Consider the following 16,900-nt stretch of genomic DNA (forward strand, 5'->3'; position numbering starts at 1 on the left):
ATGACGGCGACCGTGCCACCGGAACGCCGGATGGCGAACGACATCGCGGTGAACCTCGGCCACCTGCCGGGGGAGTCGGCCGCCGAGGCGGTCGCGGGTCACATCGGCCGCTTCTGGGACCCCCGTATGCGCTCCCGGCTCCTCGCGTACGTCGACGCGGGAGCCGACGGGCTGCATCCGCTGGTGATCGCGGCGGTACGGCTCCTGCGCTGAGCCCGGCCGCGCACGGCAGGGGGCGGGACGAGGCCGGCTCGATACGCTCGGGATGATCACGGGGCGGCAGGCCGGTCCGTCGGTGGTGCCGGTGCCGGTGCCGGTGCGTGACGGTGGCGGGAGAGGAGTCGTTCATGCTGTTCCGGCAGCTCGAGTACTTCGTGGCGGTGGCCAGGGAGCGGCACTTCGCACGGGCCGCGGAATCCTGCTACGTCTCGCAGCCCGCTCTCTCGGCGGCGATCGCCAAACTGGAGCGGGAGTTGAACGTCACGCTCATCAACCGCGGGCACAACTACCAGGGCCTCACCCCCGAAGGCGAACGGCTCGTCGTATGGGCCAAGCGGATCCTCGCCGAGCAGGACGCGTTCAAGGCCGAGGTGGCCGCTGTGCAGTCGGGCATCACCGGGACGCTCCGGCTCGGGACGGACCCCACGGCCTCGACGACCCTGGCGATGCCCGTGGCCGCGTTCTGCGCGGCGCATCCGCTGGCCAAGGTGCAGGTCCGCTCGCGTCTGTCGACGAAGGAACTCCACCGCCAACTGCGCGACTTCGAGCTGGATGTGGCCATCGCCCATTTCGACCCGGGCGACCAGGAGGGCCTTCAGGTGGTTCCCCTGTACCAGGAGAGGTACATGCTGCTGGTCTCCGACGACCAGCTCATGTCCCAGTCCTCCACGATGACGTGGGCGGACGCGGCCCAACTGCCGCTCGCACTGCTGACCCCCGACATGCGCATCCGGCAGATCATCGACGGCGTCTTCGCGGACAAGGGCTTCGTGGTGACGCCACAGGTGGAGACGGACTCCATCGCCGCGCTCTACGCCCATGTCGGCGGCGGCGACTGGGCCAGCATCGTTCCGCACACCTGGCTGCGCGCGATGCCGGTGGTCGGCAGGACGCGCGCGCTGCCGCTGGTCGACCCGGAGGCGGGCGCCCAGGTCTCGGTGGCGATCCACGCGGCGACCCCGGGTTCGGTCGCCGCGCGGGCCTTCGTGAACGCGGCGACGGGCCTGGCGCTGGACGAGTTCTTCGGGCAGCCCCTGCCGCACGAGCGTCGCGTGAGGTGAACGACGCAGGGTGCGCTGGACCGCGGAGCCGGGCGGCCAGCCGGCCAGCCGGGCGGGCGGTGGTCCGGCCGAGCGGGCGTCGCGGGCGCCGGCCCGGCGGACAGCGGGGAAGGCCGCGGCCGTCAGCGACCGTACCGGGCGTCCACCGCACTCCGGTCGAGTCCGCCCTGCGCCGTGTGGGGCAGTGCGGCGACGAACTCCAGCCGCTCGGGCACCTCGAAGGCCGCCAGCCGGTCACGGCAGTGCCGCAGGATCTCCTCCGGTGCGACGGTCTCGCCCTCCCGGACGGCCACGGCGGCGCCGACCCGTTGCCCGTACACGGCATCCGGGAAGGCGAACACCGCGGCCTCGGCGACCCCCGGACATCCGGCGAGGACGTCCTCGACATGCTCGGGGGAGATCTTCTCGCCGCCACGGTCGATGATGTTGTCCAGCCGCCCGGCGAGGGAGAGGAAGCCGCCCGCGTCCAGGGTCCCCAGGTCGCTGGTGCGCAGCCAGCCGTCCGCGAACCGGCGTGCGGTTCGTGCCGGTTCGGCGAGGTATCCGCGGGCGACCGTGGGCCCGCGCAGCCAGACCTCGCCCTGGACCCCGGCCGGGCACGGCCGCCCGGTCCGGTCCGCCACCCGCACCTCCACCCCGGTGGGTCCGCCGACCGACCCCTGATCGAGGACGCCGTGCTCCGGAAGCGGCTCACTGGTCGCCTGGTGGGTGGACTCGGTCATGCCGTACGCCGAGAGGAGCGGCGCGCCGAACACGCGCTCCAGGGCCCGCTGTGTGGCCGGGTTCAGCGGCGCGCCGCAACCGCGTACGAAACGCAGGGGCGGTACCTGCGGGACCGGATGCTCCAACTCCGCCCGTTCCAGCAGAATTTCGTGGACGGCCGGGACCGCCGTGAACCAGGTGGCGCAGGCGACCCTCATGTCGTCCCAGAACGTCCGGGCGCAGAACCGCCCCCGCGCGGGCAGCAGGACACACCCCCCGCCGGCCAAGGACGCCAACAGGGCCGTGAACAGCCCGTGGCCGTGGAAGAGCGGCATCACGGCCACCGTCGCGTCGCCGGGACCCAGCGCGTACGTGGCGCAGATGGCCCGCACCGACGCGGCGACGTTCGCGTTCGACAGCGGGACCGTCCTGGCCGGGCCGGTGGTTCCGGCGGTGTACAGGACCAGAGCGTCGCCCGGCAGCAACTCCCTTGCCGCGCCGCGCACTCGACGTAGCGGCGCGGACGTGTCGAGCACCACCGACGCCGTTCCGGCCCGGGAGGCGTGCACCCGCAGCGGCCAGGCGGGAACCCACGGCGCCACAACCGGCGGGGCGTCGACCGCCGGCGGACCGATCATCGCGGCGGACACGCCGAGAGCTTCGAGCCGGGCGGACAACTCCCTTGCCGGCAGCGCGGGGTCCAGCGGCGCGACCACCAGCCCGGCCCGCGCCGCACCCAGCAACGCCACCACGAACTCCGCGGTGTTGGCGCCGATCAGGCCGATCGCCTCGCCCCGGCGCAGCCCCGAGACGCCGAGCCGCGCGGCCACGGCGTCCGCCAGGGCGTCGAGAGCCCGGTACGAGAGATGCACCCGGTCCGGACCGACGATCAGGGCACGGGCGTACGGGCGTTCGCGGACCGGCCGGTCCAGGAGACCCGCGAGTCCCGTGACCTCAGGGGGCCGGTAGCCGTCCGAGTCGCGCACCGGGGCCGCAGCCGGAACGGCCATGACCGCACCCCCTCGCCGCCAGGTCCGATGAAGCGTCGTCCGCCCGTCACGGCGGTCCACCGCCTCGGCGAAGCGGTCCTCTGCGAGCCTGCGGCGCTGCCCGGCCCACGTCCAATACGTAACGGCGAACGGCCGATAGCAGCCGTCTATCAAGGGAGTTGCGGGGCCCGGACCTGCCGTCGATAGACGCTGGTTATCGGCTGGTCGCCGATGGGTCTTGGACGCGGGCGAGCGGGCTGCGGAAGGTGGGAGGAGCAGCCGCACCGACAGGACCTGCCCAAGGAGGACCTCGGACCATGACCGCCCCCTCGACACCGGAGACCGCGGCGAACGCCGACGTGCAGACCGAGCTCACCGACGGGTACCACCTGGTCGTCGACGCGCTGAGGATGAACGACGTCGACACCATCTACGGGGTCGTCGGCATTCCGATCACCGACCTGGCCCGTCTCGCGCAGGCGCGGGGCATCCGCTACATCGGCTTCCGGCACGAGAGCAACGCGGGCCACGCCGCGGCGGCGGCCGGCTACCTCACGAAGAGGCCCGGCATCTGTCTGACCGTGTCCGCGCCGGGCTTCCTCAACGGTCTGGTCGCGCTGGCCAACGCCACCACCAACTGCTTTCCCATGGTCCAGATCTCCGGCTCCAGCGAACGGCACCTGGTCGACCTCAGGCAGGGCGACTACGAGGAGATGGACCAGCTCGCCGCCGCGCAGCCGTTCTGCAAGGCCGCCTACCGGGTGGGCCGCGTGGAGGACATCGGCCGGGGGATCGCCCGCGCGCTGCGCACCGCGGTCTCCGGGCGCCCCGGCGGTGTGTATCTCGACATCCCCGCCGCGGTGCTCGGCTCCATCATGGACGCGGAGGCGGGCGCGAGGACGCTGAGCCGCCTCGTCGACCCCGCGCCGCGCCAACTGCCGGCACCCGAGGCGGTCGACCGCGCGATCGACCTGCTCGCGGGCGCCGAGCGGCCGTTGGTGGTCCTCGGCAAGGGCGCCGCGTACGCGCGGGCGGACGACCGCGTCCGCGAGTTCGTCGAGTCCACCGGCATCCCCTACATCCCGATGTCGATGGCCAAGGGCCTGCTGCCCGACGACCACCCGCAGTCGGCGGCCACCGCCCGTTCGCTGGCCCTGAAGAAGGCCGATGTCGTCATGCTCGTCGGCGCCCGCCTCAACTGGCTGCTGAACCACGGCGAGGCACCGCAGTGGAACCCCGGCGCCCGGTTCATCCAAGTGGACATCGAGGCAAGGGAGATGGACAGCAACCAGCCCATCGCGGCCCCGCTCGTCGGAGACATCGAGTCGGTGCTCGACGCCATCGCCGAGCGGGCCAAGCCCGGCCGGATCGCGGCACCCGCCGCCTGGCGCGAGGAACTGGCCGCGCGTTCGGCGCGGAACGTGGCGAAGATGGCCGAGCGGCTGAAGGCGGATCCGCACCCCATGCAGTTCATGGGAGCTCTGAAGGCCGTACGTGATGTCGTGCGCGAGCGTCCGGAGACGTACATCGTCAACGAGGGCGCGAACGCGCTCGACATCGCGCGCAATGTCATCGACATGCACGTGCCGCGCCACCGCCTCGACAGCGGTACCTGGGGTGTCATGGGCATCGGAATGGGCTACGCGATCGCCGCCGCCGTCGAGAGCGGCGCCCCGGTCGTGGCCGTCGAGGGCGACAGCGCCTTCGGGTTCAGCGGCATGGAACTGGAGACCGTCTGCCGCTACAAGCTGCCCGTCGTCACGGTCGTCATGAACAACGGCGGTGTCTACCGCGGCGACGACGTCAATCCCCTCGACGACGCCCCTTCGCCGACCACCCTCATGCGCGCGGCCCGCCACGACCGGATGATCGAGGCTTTCGGTGGCAAGGGCTACCGCGCCACCACCCCCGCCGAGGTCACCGCCGCGCTCACCGAGGCGCTGGCCTCAGGCGGCCCGGCGCTCATCGACTGCGTGATCGACCCCTCCGCCGGGACCGAGAGCGGCCACATCGCGCACCTGAACCCGAAGGGCATCACGGTCGGCAACATCGCGCCGGCCGGGAAGTGAGCCCGAACTCACCGCCCGAACTCGCCTCCCGCACGGCCGACTTCCGCACCGAGATCATTCACGAGAAGGAATCCACCATGAGTGAAAAGCCGCTCGCCGGAATCAAGGTGATCGACTTCACCGGCGTCCAGGCCGGTCCCGCGTGCACGCAGATGCTCGCCTGGTTCGGCGCCGACGTCATCAAGGTCGAGCGCGTCGCCGGGGGTGATGTGACACGCCGTCAACTCCGGGACATCCCCGACCTCGACGCCCTCTACTTCACCATGCTGAACAGCAACAAGCGGTCCCTGGCCATCGACACCAAGTCCCGCGAGGGAAAGGAGGTCATGGAGAAGCTGATCCGTGAGGCCGACCTCCTGGTGGAGAACTTCGCGCCGGGTGCCATGGACCGGATGGGCCTCGGCTGGGACCACATCCACGCGCTCAACCCGCGCCTGATCTTCGGCTCCGTCAAGGGCTTCAACGACGACTCCCAGTGGAACGACCTCAAGGTCTACGAGAACGTCGCCCAGGCCGCCGGCGGCGCCGCGTCCACCACCGGTTTCTGGGACGGACCGCCCACGATCAGCGGCTCGGCGCTCGGCGACAGCAACAGCGGTATGCATCTGATGATCGGCCTGCTGACCGCGATCATCCAGCGCAACGCGACCGGGCTCGGACAGAAGGTCTCGGTGTCCATGCAGGACGCCGTGCTCAACCTGACCCGGGTCAAGCTGCGCGACCAGCAGCGCCTGGAACGCGTCGGCTACCTGGAGGAGTATCCGCAGTACCCGAACGGCGAGTTCGGCGACGCGGTGCCGCGCGGTGGCAACGCGGGCGGCGGCGGACAACCCGGCTGGGTCCTGAAGTGCAAGGGCTGGGAGACCGACCCCAACGCCTACATCTACTTCACCGTCCAGGAACAGAACTGGGTCCGCACCTGCGAGGCCATCGGCCGGCCGGAGTGGGCCGAGGACCCGGAGTACGACACCGCCCTGGCGCGCCAGCCGCACATCATGGACATCTTCGGCGAGATCGAGAAGTGGCTGGCGGACAAGACCAAGTACGAGGCGGTCGACATCCTGCGCACCTTCGAGGTGCCGTGCGCGCCGGTGCTCAGCATGAAGGAGCTCGCCGAGGATCCCGACATGCGCAGGAGCGGCACGATCGTCGAGGTCGAGCAGAAGGAGCGCGGCACCTATCTGACGGTGGGCAGCCCGATCAAGTTCTCCGGATTCAAGCCCGAGATCACCGGTGCCCCGCTGCTCGGCGAGCACACCGACGAGGTGCTCGCGGACCTCGGCTACGACGCGGACGCCATTCGCGGGCTGCACGAGGGGAAGGTCGTCGCCTGACGCCCGCACACCCGAGTGCCCTGCGAACGGACGCCGTTCGCAGGGCACTCGGGCGTCGAGCGGGCGACGGGCGCCCCTTCTTCCGACGAAGATCAGACGGTGGCGCGGTCCGCGGCGGCCTCGGAGCGCCGCCGCATCAGCTCCCGCTCCCGGGCGCGCCGCGCGGTGACATCCCGGATGACGGCCCCCACGTAGGAACCGCCGTCGCTCCCGGCCAGCAGCACCACGCTGAACTCGATGGACAGCGTCCTGCCGTCCGCCGCCAGCGCCGGAACCGTCAGGAGATCGGCCTCGCCGTACTTGGTGGCGCCCTTCTCCACGGCTGTGCGGAAGCCGTCCCAGTGACGGCGGCGATGCTTCTCCGGGATGATGACGTCCAGGCTGCGGCCGTCCGCCTCGGCCGCCGAGAACCCGAAGATGCGCTCGGCGCCCCGGTTCCAGTAGCGGATCAGACCTTCACTGTCGATGATCACGACGCCGTCGGGCGCGTGGGCGGTCATGCCCAGGACCACTTCGGGATCCAGCTTGTCCATGTCGCCTCCGAACCGGGGCCATGTAGTGGCGACAGTATACAGAATCCAGACCCTGGTGGCCCATGCCCGGTCGTGGCGAAGTCCGGTCCCTGTGGGGCGTGTTGGCCGGCGTCAGCGCGAGGCGCGGACCCCGTCCAGCGCCACCGAGAGGACGCGGTCGCGCTGGGCGTCGTCCAGGAAGTTCGTCGCGGTGATGCCCGAGACCATGCGCAGCAGGTCGTCGAAGGTCATGTCGGCCCGCGCCTCGCCCGCCTTCTGCGCACGCTCGAAGAGCGGGCCGCCCGCCGCGAACATCGACTCCCGGCAGGCGAGGAAGATCTCCGACTCGTCGTTGAGGGCCTCACGGATGGCCCGCTTGGTGACCGTGTAGTCCACGAAGCGGCGCAGCCACGAGGTCAGTGCCGCCCACGGCTCCTGGTCGGCGACCTCCCCGGCGGCCCGGCACAGATCGTCCACCTCGCCCGCGTAGACGCTCTCGAAGAGATGGCGGCGGGTCGGGAAGTTCCGGTACAGCGTGCCGATGCCGACGCCCGCGCGCCGGGCCACGTCCTCGAGGGAGGCCTCGGCGCCGTTCTCCGAGAACGCCTCGCGGGCGGCCGCCAGCAGTGCGTCGTAGTTGCGGGCCGCGTCCTTACGGTGCGGGCGCCGGGACGCGACGATCTCGCTGACGGGGAACGGCTGTGCCGTCACTGCTGCCTCCCGGCTGGATCGAGGTTGAAGCGGAGGTATGCCTCCGCTACAGTGGAGGGGTACCTCCACTTTACCAGTCGGGGTGCGTTCGGCGTGGACGCGTGCGGCCGCACGCACAGCCGACGCGCTCGTACCCCGTCCTCGACCTTCGGCGCGCCGTGCGGCGACCGATCCGCGCGGCTCCACCCCTGACCGTCCGTTCGGCGACCGTCCCTTCGGCGGCGGTCCGTCCGGTGACCGTCCGCTCCGTCAGCGCCCTCGCGGCCGTCGGTGTGCCCGACGTCGCCGCGCCGTCCACGCGTTCCGTCCATCCCGCCCGTCCCGTACGACCGCGGCCCGACGACGTCGGCCGCATTCCTGTCCGGAGAGGCTTTTCATGCCCCGCTCGTCCACCCGTCTCACCTTCGCGGTCCTCGCGACCGGTGCCGGTGTGTTCGCGATGCTGCAGTCGCTGATCGCGCCGGCCCTGCCGACCGTCCAGCACGCGATGCACACCTCTCAGTCCACCGCGACCTGGGTGATGACCGCCTATCTGCTGTCCGCCTCGATCTTCACGCCCATCCTCGGCCGGGTCGGCGACCTGGTCGGCAAGAAGCGCACCCTCGTCGCCGTTCTCCTGGCCGTCCTCGCCGGCTGTCTGCTCGCCGCGCTCGCGCCCACCATCGGCGTACTGATCGTCGCCCGGGTCGTGCAGGGCATCGGCGGAGCACTGTTCCCGCTCTCCTTCGGCATCATCCGGGACGAGTTCGCCGCGTCCCGGGTGAGCGGCAGCATCAGCAACCTGTCCGCCGTGATCGCCGCCGGAGGAGGAGTGGGCATGGTGGCGGCCGGTCCGATCGTGACCGCGCTCGACTACCGCTGGCTCTTCTGGATCCCCGTCGGCGTCGTCGCGGTCACCGCGCTGATCGCCCTGCGCTACGTTCCTGAGTCGCCCAACCGCGCCCAGGGGAACGTCAATTGGCTGGGTGCCGTGCTGCTTTCCGGCTGGCTCGTGGCCTTGCTCCTGCCCCTCAGCCAGGCGAGCCACTGGGGCTGGGGATCGGGCAAGGTGATCGGCCTGTTCGCCGTGGCCCTGCTGCTCTTCGCCCTCTGGCTGCGCTCCGAGGCACGCTCCCGCAGCCCGCTCATCGATCTGCGCATCATGCGGCTGCCCGCCGTGTGGACCACCAACACCGCCGCGCTGCTGTTCGGCGCGGGCATGTACGCGATCTGGTCCTTCCTGCCCGGGTTCGTCCAGACCCCGGGCTCGGCCGGCTACGGCTTCGGCGCGAGCGTGACCGGGGCCGGGCTGCTCATGCTGCCGATGCTGATCGCGATGTTCTGCTCGGGCGTGCTGAGCGGCCGGCTGGAGCCCGTCCTCGGTGCCAAGAAGCTGCTGGTCGCCGGTGCCGCGCTCGGCGCGGTGGCCTGCGGTTTCCTCGCGCTCTGGCACGACCGGCCGTGGCAGGTCGCCTTCGCGGCGGGTGTCTTCGGTCTCGGCATCGGCCTCGCCTTCTCCGCGATGGCCAACCTCATCGTCGGCAGCGTCCCGCCCGGACAGACCGGCGCCGCGACCGGGATGAACGCCAACATCCGCACCATCGGCGGGTCCATCGGCGCCGCGGTGACCAGCGTCCTGGTGACCGGCCGGCTCCAGTCCTCGGGACTGCCGTACGAGTCCGGGTACACCCACGGGTTCACCCTGCTCGCCCTGCTCTGCCTGGCCGCCGCACTCGCCGCACTCCTCGTGCCCGGCCGGCGGGCGGTACGACTGTCCGACGCGCCCCGGGCCTCGGGGCGGACCGTGAGCGACGGTGCCGATGCCGAAGCCGGTGCCGCTTCCCGTTCCGCCGCGACGAGCGACGGCGAGGCCGTCCTGCCGGGTACGCGGAACTGACACCACACGGAAGGCGCACGGACGTCACACCGGCCGGACGCGGGCGGCAGGAGGCGGGGGCGCTCAGCACTCGGGGTGGGTCCGGTACCGGTTTCGGACCCACCCGAGTGCCGGACCTGCCCCGTGTGCCGGGGTCACCTCGGCCTGCCCTGGGGCCCTGCACGGGTCCGGGCCCCAGGGCAGGCCCGCCCGACCCGCGGCGGCCGGGCCTCAGCCGTCGCCGCCCAGTTCCGTGAACTCGTCGAGCAGCGCCGCCGCCCCCGTCACGTCGTCCGTGAGGGGGCGGTCCCGCATGTCCGGGTCCAGGGCCGCCGCCGCGCGGGCGTAGGCGCGGCCCGCCGGGGTGTCCGGAGCGGGCGGAGTGCCGCGCAGCCGCAACGCCCGTACGGCGGCCACGAGTTCGCAGGCGAGGACCAGCCGGTACGCCTGTGCCGTCCGCAGCGACTTGCGGGCCGCCTGGGTCGCGAAGGTCGCCGCCTCCTCCATCCCCTGGGACAGCACCACATGCCCGAGCGCGGCCGGAGCGGCGCACGCCTGTATTTCGGCGAGGGCGGAGGCGGCGCTGTACTCCAGGATCATCATTCCCGACCCGGCCGAGGACGCGTCGGCCAAGTAGGAGCGTTGTCCGGTCAGTTCGGGGCGGCCGAGGCCGGACAGCCGGGCTGCCGAGAGCCGGGCCGTGCCGAGCACGGCGAGGCCCAACTGGTCGAGCGCGAGCGCGAGCGGCGCGGTGAAGAAGCCGCCGTGATGCCGTGCGACGGGAGCGCCCGTGGTCTCGTCCCAGCCGATGAGGGGGTTCTCGGTGGCGGAGTTGAGATCGATCGACAGCACCCGCTCCAGGCCCGACCACGCCTCCATCGCGGGGCCGTGAACCTGAGGGAAGCAGCGGAAGCCGAAGGGATCCTGCACCCGGGCCGGCGCTCCGTCCGGCGGCCCCGGCACGGCTGTGCCGTTCCCGGACGGCACGCCGAGCAGCTTCAGGACACGGGCCGCCACCCGCGCGATCGCCGGGTGCGGATGGGCCTCGTGGACCTCCGGCGCGTACGGCTCCAGGGAGCCGTTCACCGCGTGCAAGGAGAGTGCCGCCACCGTATGAGCGGCGCGGAGCGGGATGCCGAGGTCGTGAGAGGCGAGGGAGGACTGTCCGAGGGTGAGAGCGTTGCTGCTCAGCAGGGCCAGCGCGTCCCCGCGTCGAAGAGGCAGAAGGGCGGGGAACGGACTCTCGGGCAACGGACCCTCGGTGAGCGGACTTTCGGTGAGCGGACTTGTGGAGAACGGGCGCTCGAGGAAGGGATTGTCCGAGCCCGCCCGGTCCCGCAGCCAGGTGCCGTGGCCGAAGAGGGCGAGCCCCAACTGGGCCAGTGCCGTCAGATCACCGGTGCCCACCGACCCGTACTCGGGTACCAGGGGATGCACTCCCGCCCGCAGCGCGTCCGCGACGGCCACCGCGATCTCGGGACCCAACCCCGAGCCCCCGGCGAGGAGTTGGTTGACACGCACCACCATCATCGCGCGGACCTGCCGCGCGGGCAGCGGCTCGCCGGCACCGCCCGCGTGACTCAGCAGGAGCCTCAGGTCGTGGCCCGAGCCGTCGTGTTCCTCGACGGTGAGGCCCCGGTGCGCTCCGACGCCGGTGCTGCGCCCGTAGACCCGGGCGCCTTCCGCCGACAAGCGGTGTGCGGCGCGCCGGGTGCGCTCCATCGCCTCAAGTGCCGCCGGATGCAGGACGGGTGGCGTCGCTCCATCGGCGATCCGGGTCACCGTGGCGGCATCGAGACCGCGGCCGTGGAGGGCCGCACCGGGCGCTGCGGTGCCGCCGGCCGGGCCGACGGTGGCCGCGTCGGCCGTGCGCTTGAGCATGACGGACGTTCACTCCTTGGCCGTACGCCATCGGAAGGCCGGGCCGGGGAGGAGGGCCCCCCCGGCCCGCAGGCACCCGTCGACCGGCTGCCGGTGCCGACGTCAGCTGAGACCCGCCGACGCCAGCCAGTTCTTCGCCACGTCGAGGGGGTCCTTGCTGCCGACCTGCACGTCGCTGTTGAGCTTCACCAGGGTTTCCGTGTCGAGCTTCCCCGAGACGTCATTGAGGACCGCGACTCCGGCCGCCGGCAGATCGCTCTTGTATGTCAGCGGAGTTACGTTCTCGAATCCGAAAAGGTTCTTGGGATCCTGCAGCACGACAAACTTGTTCTTGCTGATTCCCGGGTCCGTCGTGAAGATATCCGCGGCCTGAATGTTGTTGCCCTTCAGAGCCGCCACGGTGAGCGGACCACCGGCGTCCAGTGCCTTGAAGCTCTTGAAATCGAGGCCGTATACGGACTTCAGGCCCTTGAGGCCCTGCTGCCGGGTCTGGAACTCCGGGGACCCGCCGATGACCAGGTCCTTCGCCGCCGCGGTGAGGTCCGTGATGGACGACTTGCCCGTGAGGCTGTACTTCTTGGCCGTGCCCTCGTTGACGGCGATCGCGTCCTTGTCCTCGGCAGGGGACGGAATCAACAGGGAGAGCTTCGGGTCGAGTTTGGCCGATATGGCCTGGCTGGTCTCGTCGACGGAAGTCGGAGCGGCCTTGGCGTCCAAGTAGGCGAGCAGTGCGCCGTTGTACTCCGGAAGGACCGTGATAGTACCGTTCTTGATCAGGCCGTACGAGGTTTCGCGACTGCCGATGTTCAGCTTGTAACTGACCTTGATGCCCTTGGACTTGAGGGCCTCGCCGTAGATGTCGGCGAGCAGGATGCTCTCGGCGAAGTTGTTGGAACCGACGACGACCGTGCCGCCCTTGGCGGAGTCGCCCGTCAGCGGGTCCTTGCTGCCCGAGTCGTTGGAGGAACCGCAGCCCGTCAGTGCGGCGGCGGCCACAACCAGCAAGGAAACAGCGTAGGTTGCGGTGGTTCGAGTGCTTCTGACGATGGTCACGTTGGTCATCCAGACTTGGCAATCGGTGGGGCATTGGTGGCCGGTGGGCACGGGTGGTGACGGTCCTGACGATCCAATCGAGCCGCCTCAACTACCGTCAAGACACGAATAGATCACTGAAGGGGACCGTACAGCTTCAGCCCGTAGGCGCAACGTGACCGAAACGGGAGCGAACCAGGCGTCTCCGCGTGCCACTTTTCGGTTGATCATGGCCGTACTCTTACGGCAGCCGCTAGTGTTGGCCGCGTCGAGGGCCCCCTTCCACTTGTCGGCCCGATCGCGCTGTTCGTGACCATTGATCCACGCAGGCCTGCCCATGGGCTTTCCAACGGGGAATGAAGTCAAGGAGGTTGGGTGCCCGCGCACAGAAAAGCCGCCTCGGAGCAGCCGTCCACGGCTCTTCGGACCGGCCGGACACCATCTCTGCTGGACCGTTGGCCTTTCCGCCGGAAACTCAATGTTCTGGTGATCGTGCCGCTCGCCGTCATTTCCGCGATGCTCGCCTATGTCGTCTCCGGTGAAATGGACCGGGCCCGGTCCGCTGCCGACACCGCCCAACTCGTGCGGGACAGCGCGCAGGTGACCAAGCTCATCGACGCCGTGCAGACCGAGCACCGGCAGGCACTCCTGGTCTCCCTGCGCTACGAGGCGGCCCGCCCGGGGGAGAGCCCGCCCGACACCGCCGCCTATCTCGCCGCGCAGGACAAGGTCGGCACCCGCGTCGAAGCCGTCCGGGCCGCCTACAGCGACCGGCTGCCCGAGGGCGAGGCAGAGGCGCTGAAGGAACTGGAAGGCCTGGACAGCCTCCGCAATACGGTCGAGCAGGGGCCGATCCCCGCCGACAACATCGACCCGGCGTACGGATCGGTGATCGAGGGCCTCATCGACGGCCTCGCTCTCGGCCAGTCGGGCAGCGAGTCCTCCGCGTCCGCGGGCAACCTGCTCGACGCGCTGCTGCGCGCCGACACCGCCCACGCCTCCTTCGAGACCAGCGTCTTCGCCGCCCGTACCCGCGACGCCAACGCGCTGATCGAGTTCACCGGCGCCGTCGGCGACTACGACCAGTACACCTACCAGGCCGAGCGGTTCACCCGGTTCGCCGGCTCGGAACAGGGCACGGACCTCGCCGAGATCGAGCACAGCCCGTACCAGAGCGTCATCACCCAGCAGTGGGCCGCGCTCCAGGTCGACACCGGAGCGCTGGTCGCCGAGAACGCGACGCAGCTGCGTACCGCGCTCGACGAGGCGCTGCGCGCCGGTCCCACCTACGAGCGGCAGGCCGAGAACCGGCTGAAGGTCGTCCAGTCGCTCATCGGCGGGATCGCCGCCGACGCCCAGTCCGCGTCGAACACCGCCTGGTGGCGGGTGGTCTGGCTGATCGTCGGCATCCTCCTCGCCTTCGCCGCCTGGCTGCTCTTCTCCGTGCTGACCCGCCGCTCCGTGGTGCGGACCGTACGCACCCTCACGGCGGCGGCCCAGCACGTGGCCGGCGCCGCCGAGAGCGAGCTGGCCCGTGTCGCCGACGACGACGCCGACGACGCGAGCCCGCCGCGACTGGAAGCCGTCCCCGTGCCGGTGCGCGACGAGATCGGTGAACTGGCCGAAGCCTTCAACCAGGTTCAGGTCACCGCGAGCGCGCTGCTGGAGCGCCAGGTCGTCAGCCGGCGCAACATCGCCGAGATGTTCGGCAACGTCGGCCGCCGGGTCAGCAACCTGACCGCCCGTCAACTCGCCCTGATCGACTCCGTGGAGCGCGGCGAGACCGACCCCGAGGTGCTGGACCGGCTCTACCGCATCGACCACATCGCCGTCCGTCTCCAGCGCAACGCCGACAGCCTCATGCTGCTCGCCGGCATCAGCGAGACCGGCCTCAACACCGAACCGATGCGGCTCAGCAACATCGTCCGTGCCGCGCTCGGCCAGATCGAGGGCTACCAGCGCGTCACCCCGCACGCCGAGGGCGATGTCACCGTCGTCCCCGACATCGTCGGCGACCTCACGCTGATGCTCGCCGAACTCCTGGAGAACGCCGTGATGTTCTCCCCGGCGACCAGTGGCGTCGAAGTGGTCCTGCGGCCACGGCACGGCGGGGGCGGCGCCCTCGTCGAGATCATCGACCACGGACTCGGTATGAGCCCCGAGCGGCTGGAGCAGGAGAACGCCCGGTTGATCCGGCGCGAACGCCTCGACCTGGCGCCGACGGAGGTCCTCGGGCTGTTCGTGGTCGGCGGCCTGTCCCGGCGCTGGGGCATCGAGGTCGTCCTGTCCCGCACACCGGGCGGCGGCGTCACCGCCACCGTCGCGGTCCCCACGTCCCACCTCGTGCTCGGCGACCCCGGGCCCGCGCCGCGCGCCTCGCGTATCCAGCCGCCCGCGCGCCGCTCCGGCCCGAGCGAGCCGCGCCCGGCGCGGGTCGAGGCGCCGCCCGGACCCGCGGGCCTGCCCCGCAGGGTGCCCGCGTGGTCCCGGACGGACGATTCCCCCGGCCACGCCCGCCGCACGGAACCGGTGACGGACACCGGCGCCGAGCGCGCGACGACCCACGGTGGCACCCGGCCGGGCGCCGGAGCCGACCCGGGACCCACGGGCCCGGCGCGGTCCGGTGCCGCCGGTCCGTTGCGCCGCCGGGTGCGCGGGGCGACCCTGTCGGCCGGCACGGCGTCGAGCCGGCTGCCCAGGCCCACGGAGCCTCCCACGCACCGGCGGCCGCCCTCCTGGCAGCCCACGGACGCCGAGGCGGCGCGCTCCGAGCTCGACGAGTTCGAGGCCGCCGTCCTGCGGGCCGAGCGCGAGAGCGCGAACGAGGACTATCCGGCCGGGGTGACCCGACCGGGCGGCAGGCCCGACGGCCTGGCCGGACCCAACAACCAGAACAGAAGACCCTCTTCCCCGGAAGGCATGAGCACGTGACCATGTGGACAGGCGAGCCGGAGTCCCGGACAGCGGCACCCGCGGCGGACGTCAAGACTGCCGCCGCCGACTTCAACTGGCTGCTCAATCGATTCGCCACCGAGACAGCCGGGGTCGTCGACGTCATCGGTGTCTCCTCCGACGGACTGCTCATCGCGGTCTCCCAACTGCGCGGCCAGGCCGACTCCGAGCGGCTCGCGGCGATCGTCTCCGGCATCACCAGCCTCGCCATGGGCGCCTCCGGCAACTACGGCCTCGGCAGCCTCAACAAGGTCATCATCGACCTGGAGGAAGGGCACGTCCTGGTGTCCGCCCTCGGCGCCGGAGCGGTGCTCGGGGTGGTCGCCTCGAAGGAGGCGAAGCTCGGCAACATCGCGTACGAGATGACCCTCTTCGCCAACCGGGCCGGCGCGGTGCTGAGTCCGCAACTGGTGATGGAGCTGAAGAACACCGTGGGTATCGCACCGACCGGTTGACGTCCGACGGTGCGTCACATGACCGGTGACGCCCGGCGAGGTGAAGGGGGAGGATGTGATGACGTCCGGCGAGCCATTGGCCGGCGGCGACGCCGAATGGGGAGTGGAACGCCCCGCCTCGGTCGTCCGGCCGTTCCTGCTGACCGCGGGGCGGATCGCGGGCGGAGACAGTCTCGTACCGCCGATCCCCATCGAGACGCAGGTGGTGGCCACCGACGTGGGACTGGCGGCGCTGAACGCCTTCGTCTTCGACCAGCACCGCGACATCATCACGGTCTGCCGTGAACCGCAGTCGCTCGCGGAGATCGCGGCGAAACTCCGGATGCACTTGAATGTGATCCGGGTACTCGCCGACGATCTGCGCGCCGACGGGCAACTGGCCCTGTACGCACCGCAGGTGCACTCCCACCGCGATGTCACTGTTCTTCGAAGGGTTATCGATGGTCTCCGAGCTATCCCCGACTCCCGGGGCGCGATCCGTGAGGGCTGACGACGAGCGGCCCAGGCCGCCGCTGCCGGTGAAGATGGTGATCGCGGGCGGCTTCGGCGTGGGCAAGACCACGACGGTGGGGGCCATTTCGGAGATCGAGCCGCTGACCACCGAGGCGTCCATCACCTCGGTCGCCGCCGGTGTCGACGACCTCACCCACACTCCGGAGAAGGTGACGACGACCGTCGCCATGGACTTCGGCTGTGTGACCCTCGACCCGACCCTGAAGCTCTACCTGTTCGGCACCCCAGGACAGGAGCGGTTCGGGTTCATGTGGGACGACCTCGTCGAGGGCGCGCTCGGCGGGCTCGTCATCGTCGACACCCGACGCCTCGACGACTGCTACGCGGCCGTCGACTACTTCGAGCACCGCCAGATCCCCTTCGCCGTGGCCGTGAACGCCTTCGACGGCAAACTCGAACACGATCTGGACGACGTCCGGTGGGCCCTCGACGTCGCCGACCACGTGCCGCTCACCGTGTTCGACGCCCGCGACCGGGGTTCCGTACGCGACGCCCTGCTCGTCGTCCTCGAACACGCCCTGGCGAGAGCCGAACGCTGACGCCGGGCGGAGGAGACGCCCTCGGAGTCCGCCGGTCGCCCCGGTGAACGGCGGAGCTCCACGGGAGAAGAGAAGA

The 16,900-nt window shown here is 71.1% G+C and carries 14 protein-coding genes; 9 read left to right on the forward strand and 5 right to left on the reverse strand.

All coding sequences use genetic code 11. From position 1 onward, the window contains the following. Together ACIQRL_RS35555 and ACIQRL_RS35560 are read left to right on the forward strand one after the other, a co-directional pair. Positions 1-213 (forward strand): formate dehydrogenase subunit delta, encoded by a 213-nt coding sequence (locus ACIQRL_RS35555; protein WP_401339396.1) that lies wholly within the window; start codon positions 1-3, stop codon positions 211-213. 134 nt (positions 214-347) lie between these two features. Next, on the forward strand, positions 348-1,280 hold the full coding sequence (locus ACIQRL_RS35560) for a LysR family transcriptional regulator (RefSeq protein ID WP_401339399.1): 933 nt from the start codon (positions 348-350) through the stop codon (positions 1,278-1,280). A 122-nt stretch (positions 1,281-1,402) separates the two neighbouring features. On the opposite strand, the gene ACIQRL_RS35565 is transcribed toward ACIQRL_RS35560, so the two are convergent. Then, positions 1,403-2,992, reverse strand: coding sequence for a FadD7 family fatty acid--CoA ligase (locus tag ACIQRL_RS35565; RefSeq protein ID WP_401339401.1), 1,590 nt, complete (start codon positions 2,990-2,992; stop codon positions 1,403-1,405). 296 nt (positions 2,993-3,288) lie between these two features. Here ACIQRL_RS35565 and oxc point away from each other — a divergent pair, with 296 nt between their 5' ends. Continuing rightward, positions 3,289-5,040, forward strand: a complete 1,752-nt coding sequence (gene oxc, locus ACIQRL_RS35570) for an oxalyl-CoA decarboxylase (RefSeq protein ID WP_401339403.1) — start codon at positions 3,289-3,291, stop codon at positions 5,038-5,040. A 77-nt stretch (positions 5,041-5,117) separates the two neighbouring features. Beyond that, positions 5,118-6,374, forward strand: a complete 1,257-nt coding sequence (gene frc, locus ACIQRL_RS35575; protein WP_401339405.1) for a formyl-CoA transferase — start codon at positions 5,118-5,120, stop codon at positions 6,372-6,374. A 92-nt stretch (positions 6,375-6,466) separates the two neighbouring features. Here frc and ACIQRL_RS35580 read toward each other — a convergent pair whose 3' ends face one another. Next, positions 6,467-6,907, reverse strand: a complete 441-nt coding sequence (locus ACIQRL_RS35580) for a PAS domain S-box protein (RefSeq protein WP_401339408.1) — start codon at positions 6,905-6,907, stop codon at positions 6,467-6,469. A gap of 111 nt (positions 6,908-7,018) precedes the next feature. Continuing rightward, complete coding sequence (locus tag ACIQRL_RS35585) at positions 7,019-7,597, reverse strand: TetR/AcrR family transcriptional regulator (protein WP_401339411.1); 579 nt, start codon at positions 7,595-7,597, stop codon at positions 7,019-7,021. A gap of 376 nt (positions 7,598-7,973) precedes the next feature. Here ACIQRL_RS35585 and ACIQRL_RS35590 point away from each other — a divergent pair, with 376 nt between their 5' ends. Beyond that, on the forward strand, positions 7,974-9,473 hold the full coding sequence (locus ACIQRL_RS35590; RefSeq protein ID WP_401339414.1) for an MFS transporter: 1,500 nt from the start codon (positions 7,974-7,976) through the stop codon (positions 9,471-9,473). 210 nt (positions 9,474-9,683) lie between these two features. On the opposite strand, the gene ACIQRL_RS35595 is transcribed toward ACIQRL_RS35590, so the two are convergent. Further along, positions 9,684-11,333, reverse strand: coding sequence for an aromatic amino acid ammonia-lyase (locus tag ACIQRL_RS35595; RefSeq protein WP_401339415.1), 1,650 nt, complete (start codon positions 11,331-11,333; stop codon positions 9,684-9,686). A 102-nt stretch (positions 11,334-11,435) separates the two neighbouring features. After that, positions 11,436-12,395: a glycine betaine ABC transporter substrate-binding protein gene (locus tag ACIQRL_RS35600; protein ID WP_401339417.1), complete on the reverse strand. Its 960-nt coding sequence runs from the start codon at positions 12,393-12,395 to the stop codon at positions 11,436-11,438. Between the two features lie 345 nt (positions 12,396-12,740). Between ACIQRL_RS35600 and ACIQRL_RS35605 the strand changes: the two genes are divergently transcribed. The 4 genes from ACIQRL_RS35605 to ACIQRL_RS35620 are packed head-to-tail and all read left to right on the forward strand — an operon-like array spanning position 12,741 to position 16,824. Then, entirely contained in the window at positions 12,741-15,296 is a 2,556-nt protein-coding gene (locus ACIQRL_RS35605) for an ATP-binding protein (RefSeq protein WP_401339419.1), read from the forward strand. A gap of 2 nt (positions 15,297-15,298) precedes the next feature. Continuing rightward, positions 15,299-15,772 carry a roadblock/LC7 domain-containing protein gene (locus ACIQRL_RS35610; RefSeq protein WP_401339643.1) on the forward strand — a complete coding sequence of 158 codons (474 nt, stop codon included), beginning with the start codon at positions 15,299-15,301 and terminating at the stop codon, positions 15,770-15,772. Positions 15,773-15,830: 58 nt separating this feature from the next. Beyond that, positions 15,831-16,262, forward strand: coding sequence for a DUF742 domain-containing protein (locus ACIQRL_RS35615; protein ID WP_401339420.1), 432 nt, complete (start codon positions 15,831-15,833; stop codon positions 16,260-16,262). Next, positions 16,213-16,824, forward strand: coding sequence for a GTP-binding protein (locus tag ACIQRL_RS35620; RefSeq protein WP_401339423.1), 612 nt, complete (start codon positions 16,213-16,215; stop codon positions 16,822-16,824). The genes ACIQRL_RS35615 and ACIQRL_RS35620 overlap by 50 nt, the downstream gene beginning before the upstream one ends. The last annotated feature ends 76 nt before the right edge of the window (positions 16,825-16,900 follow it).

The organism is Streptomyces sp. NPDC091209 (assembly GCF_044757755.1).
Lineage (GTDB): Bacteria > Actinomycetota > Actinomycetes > Streptomycetales > Streptomycetaceae > Streptomyces.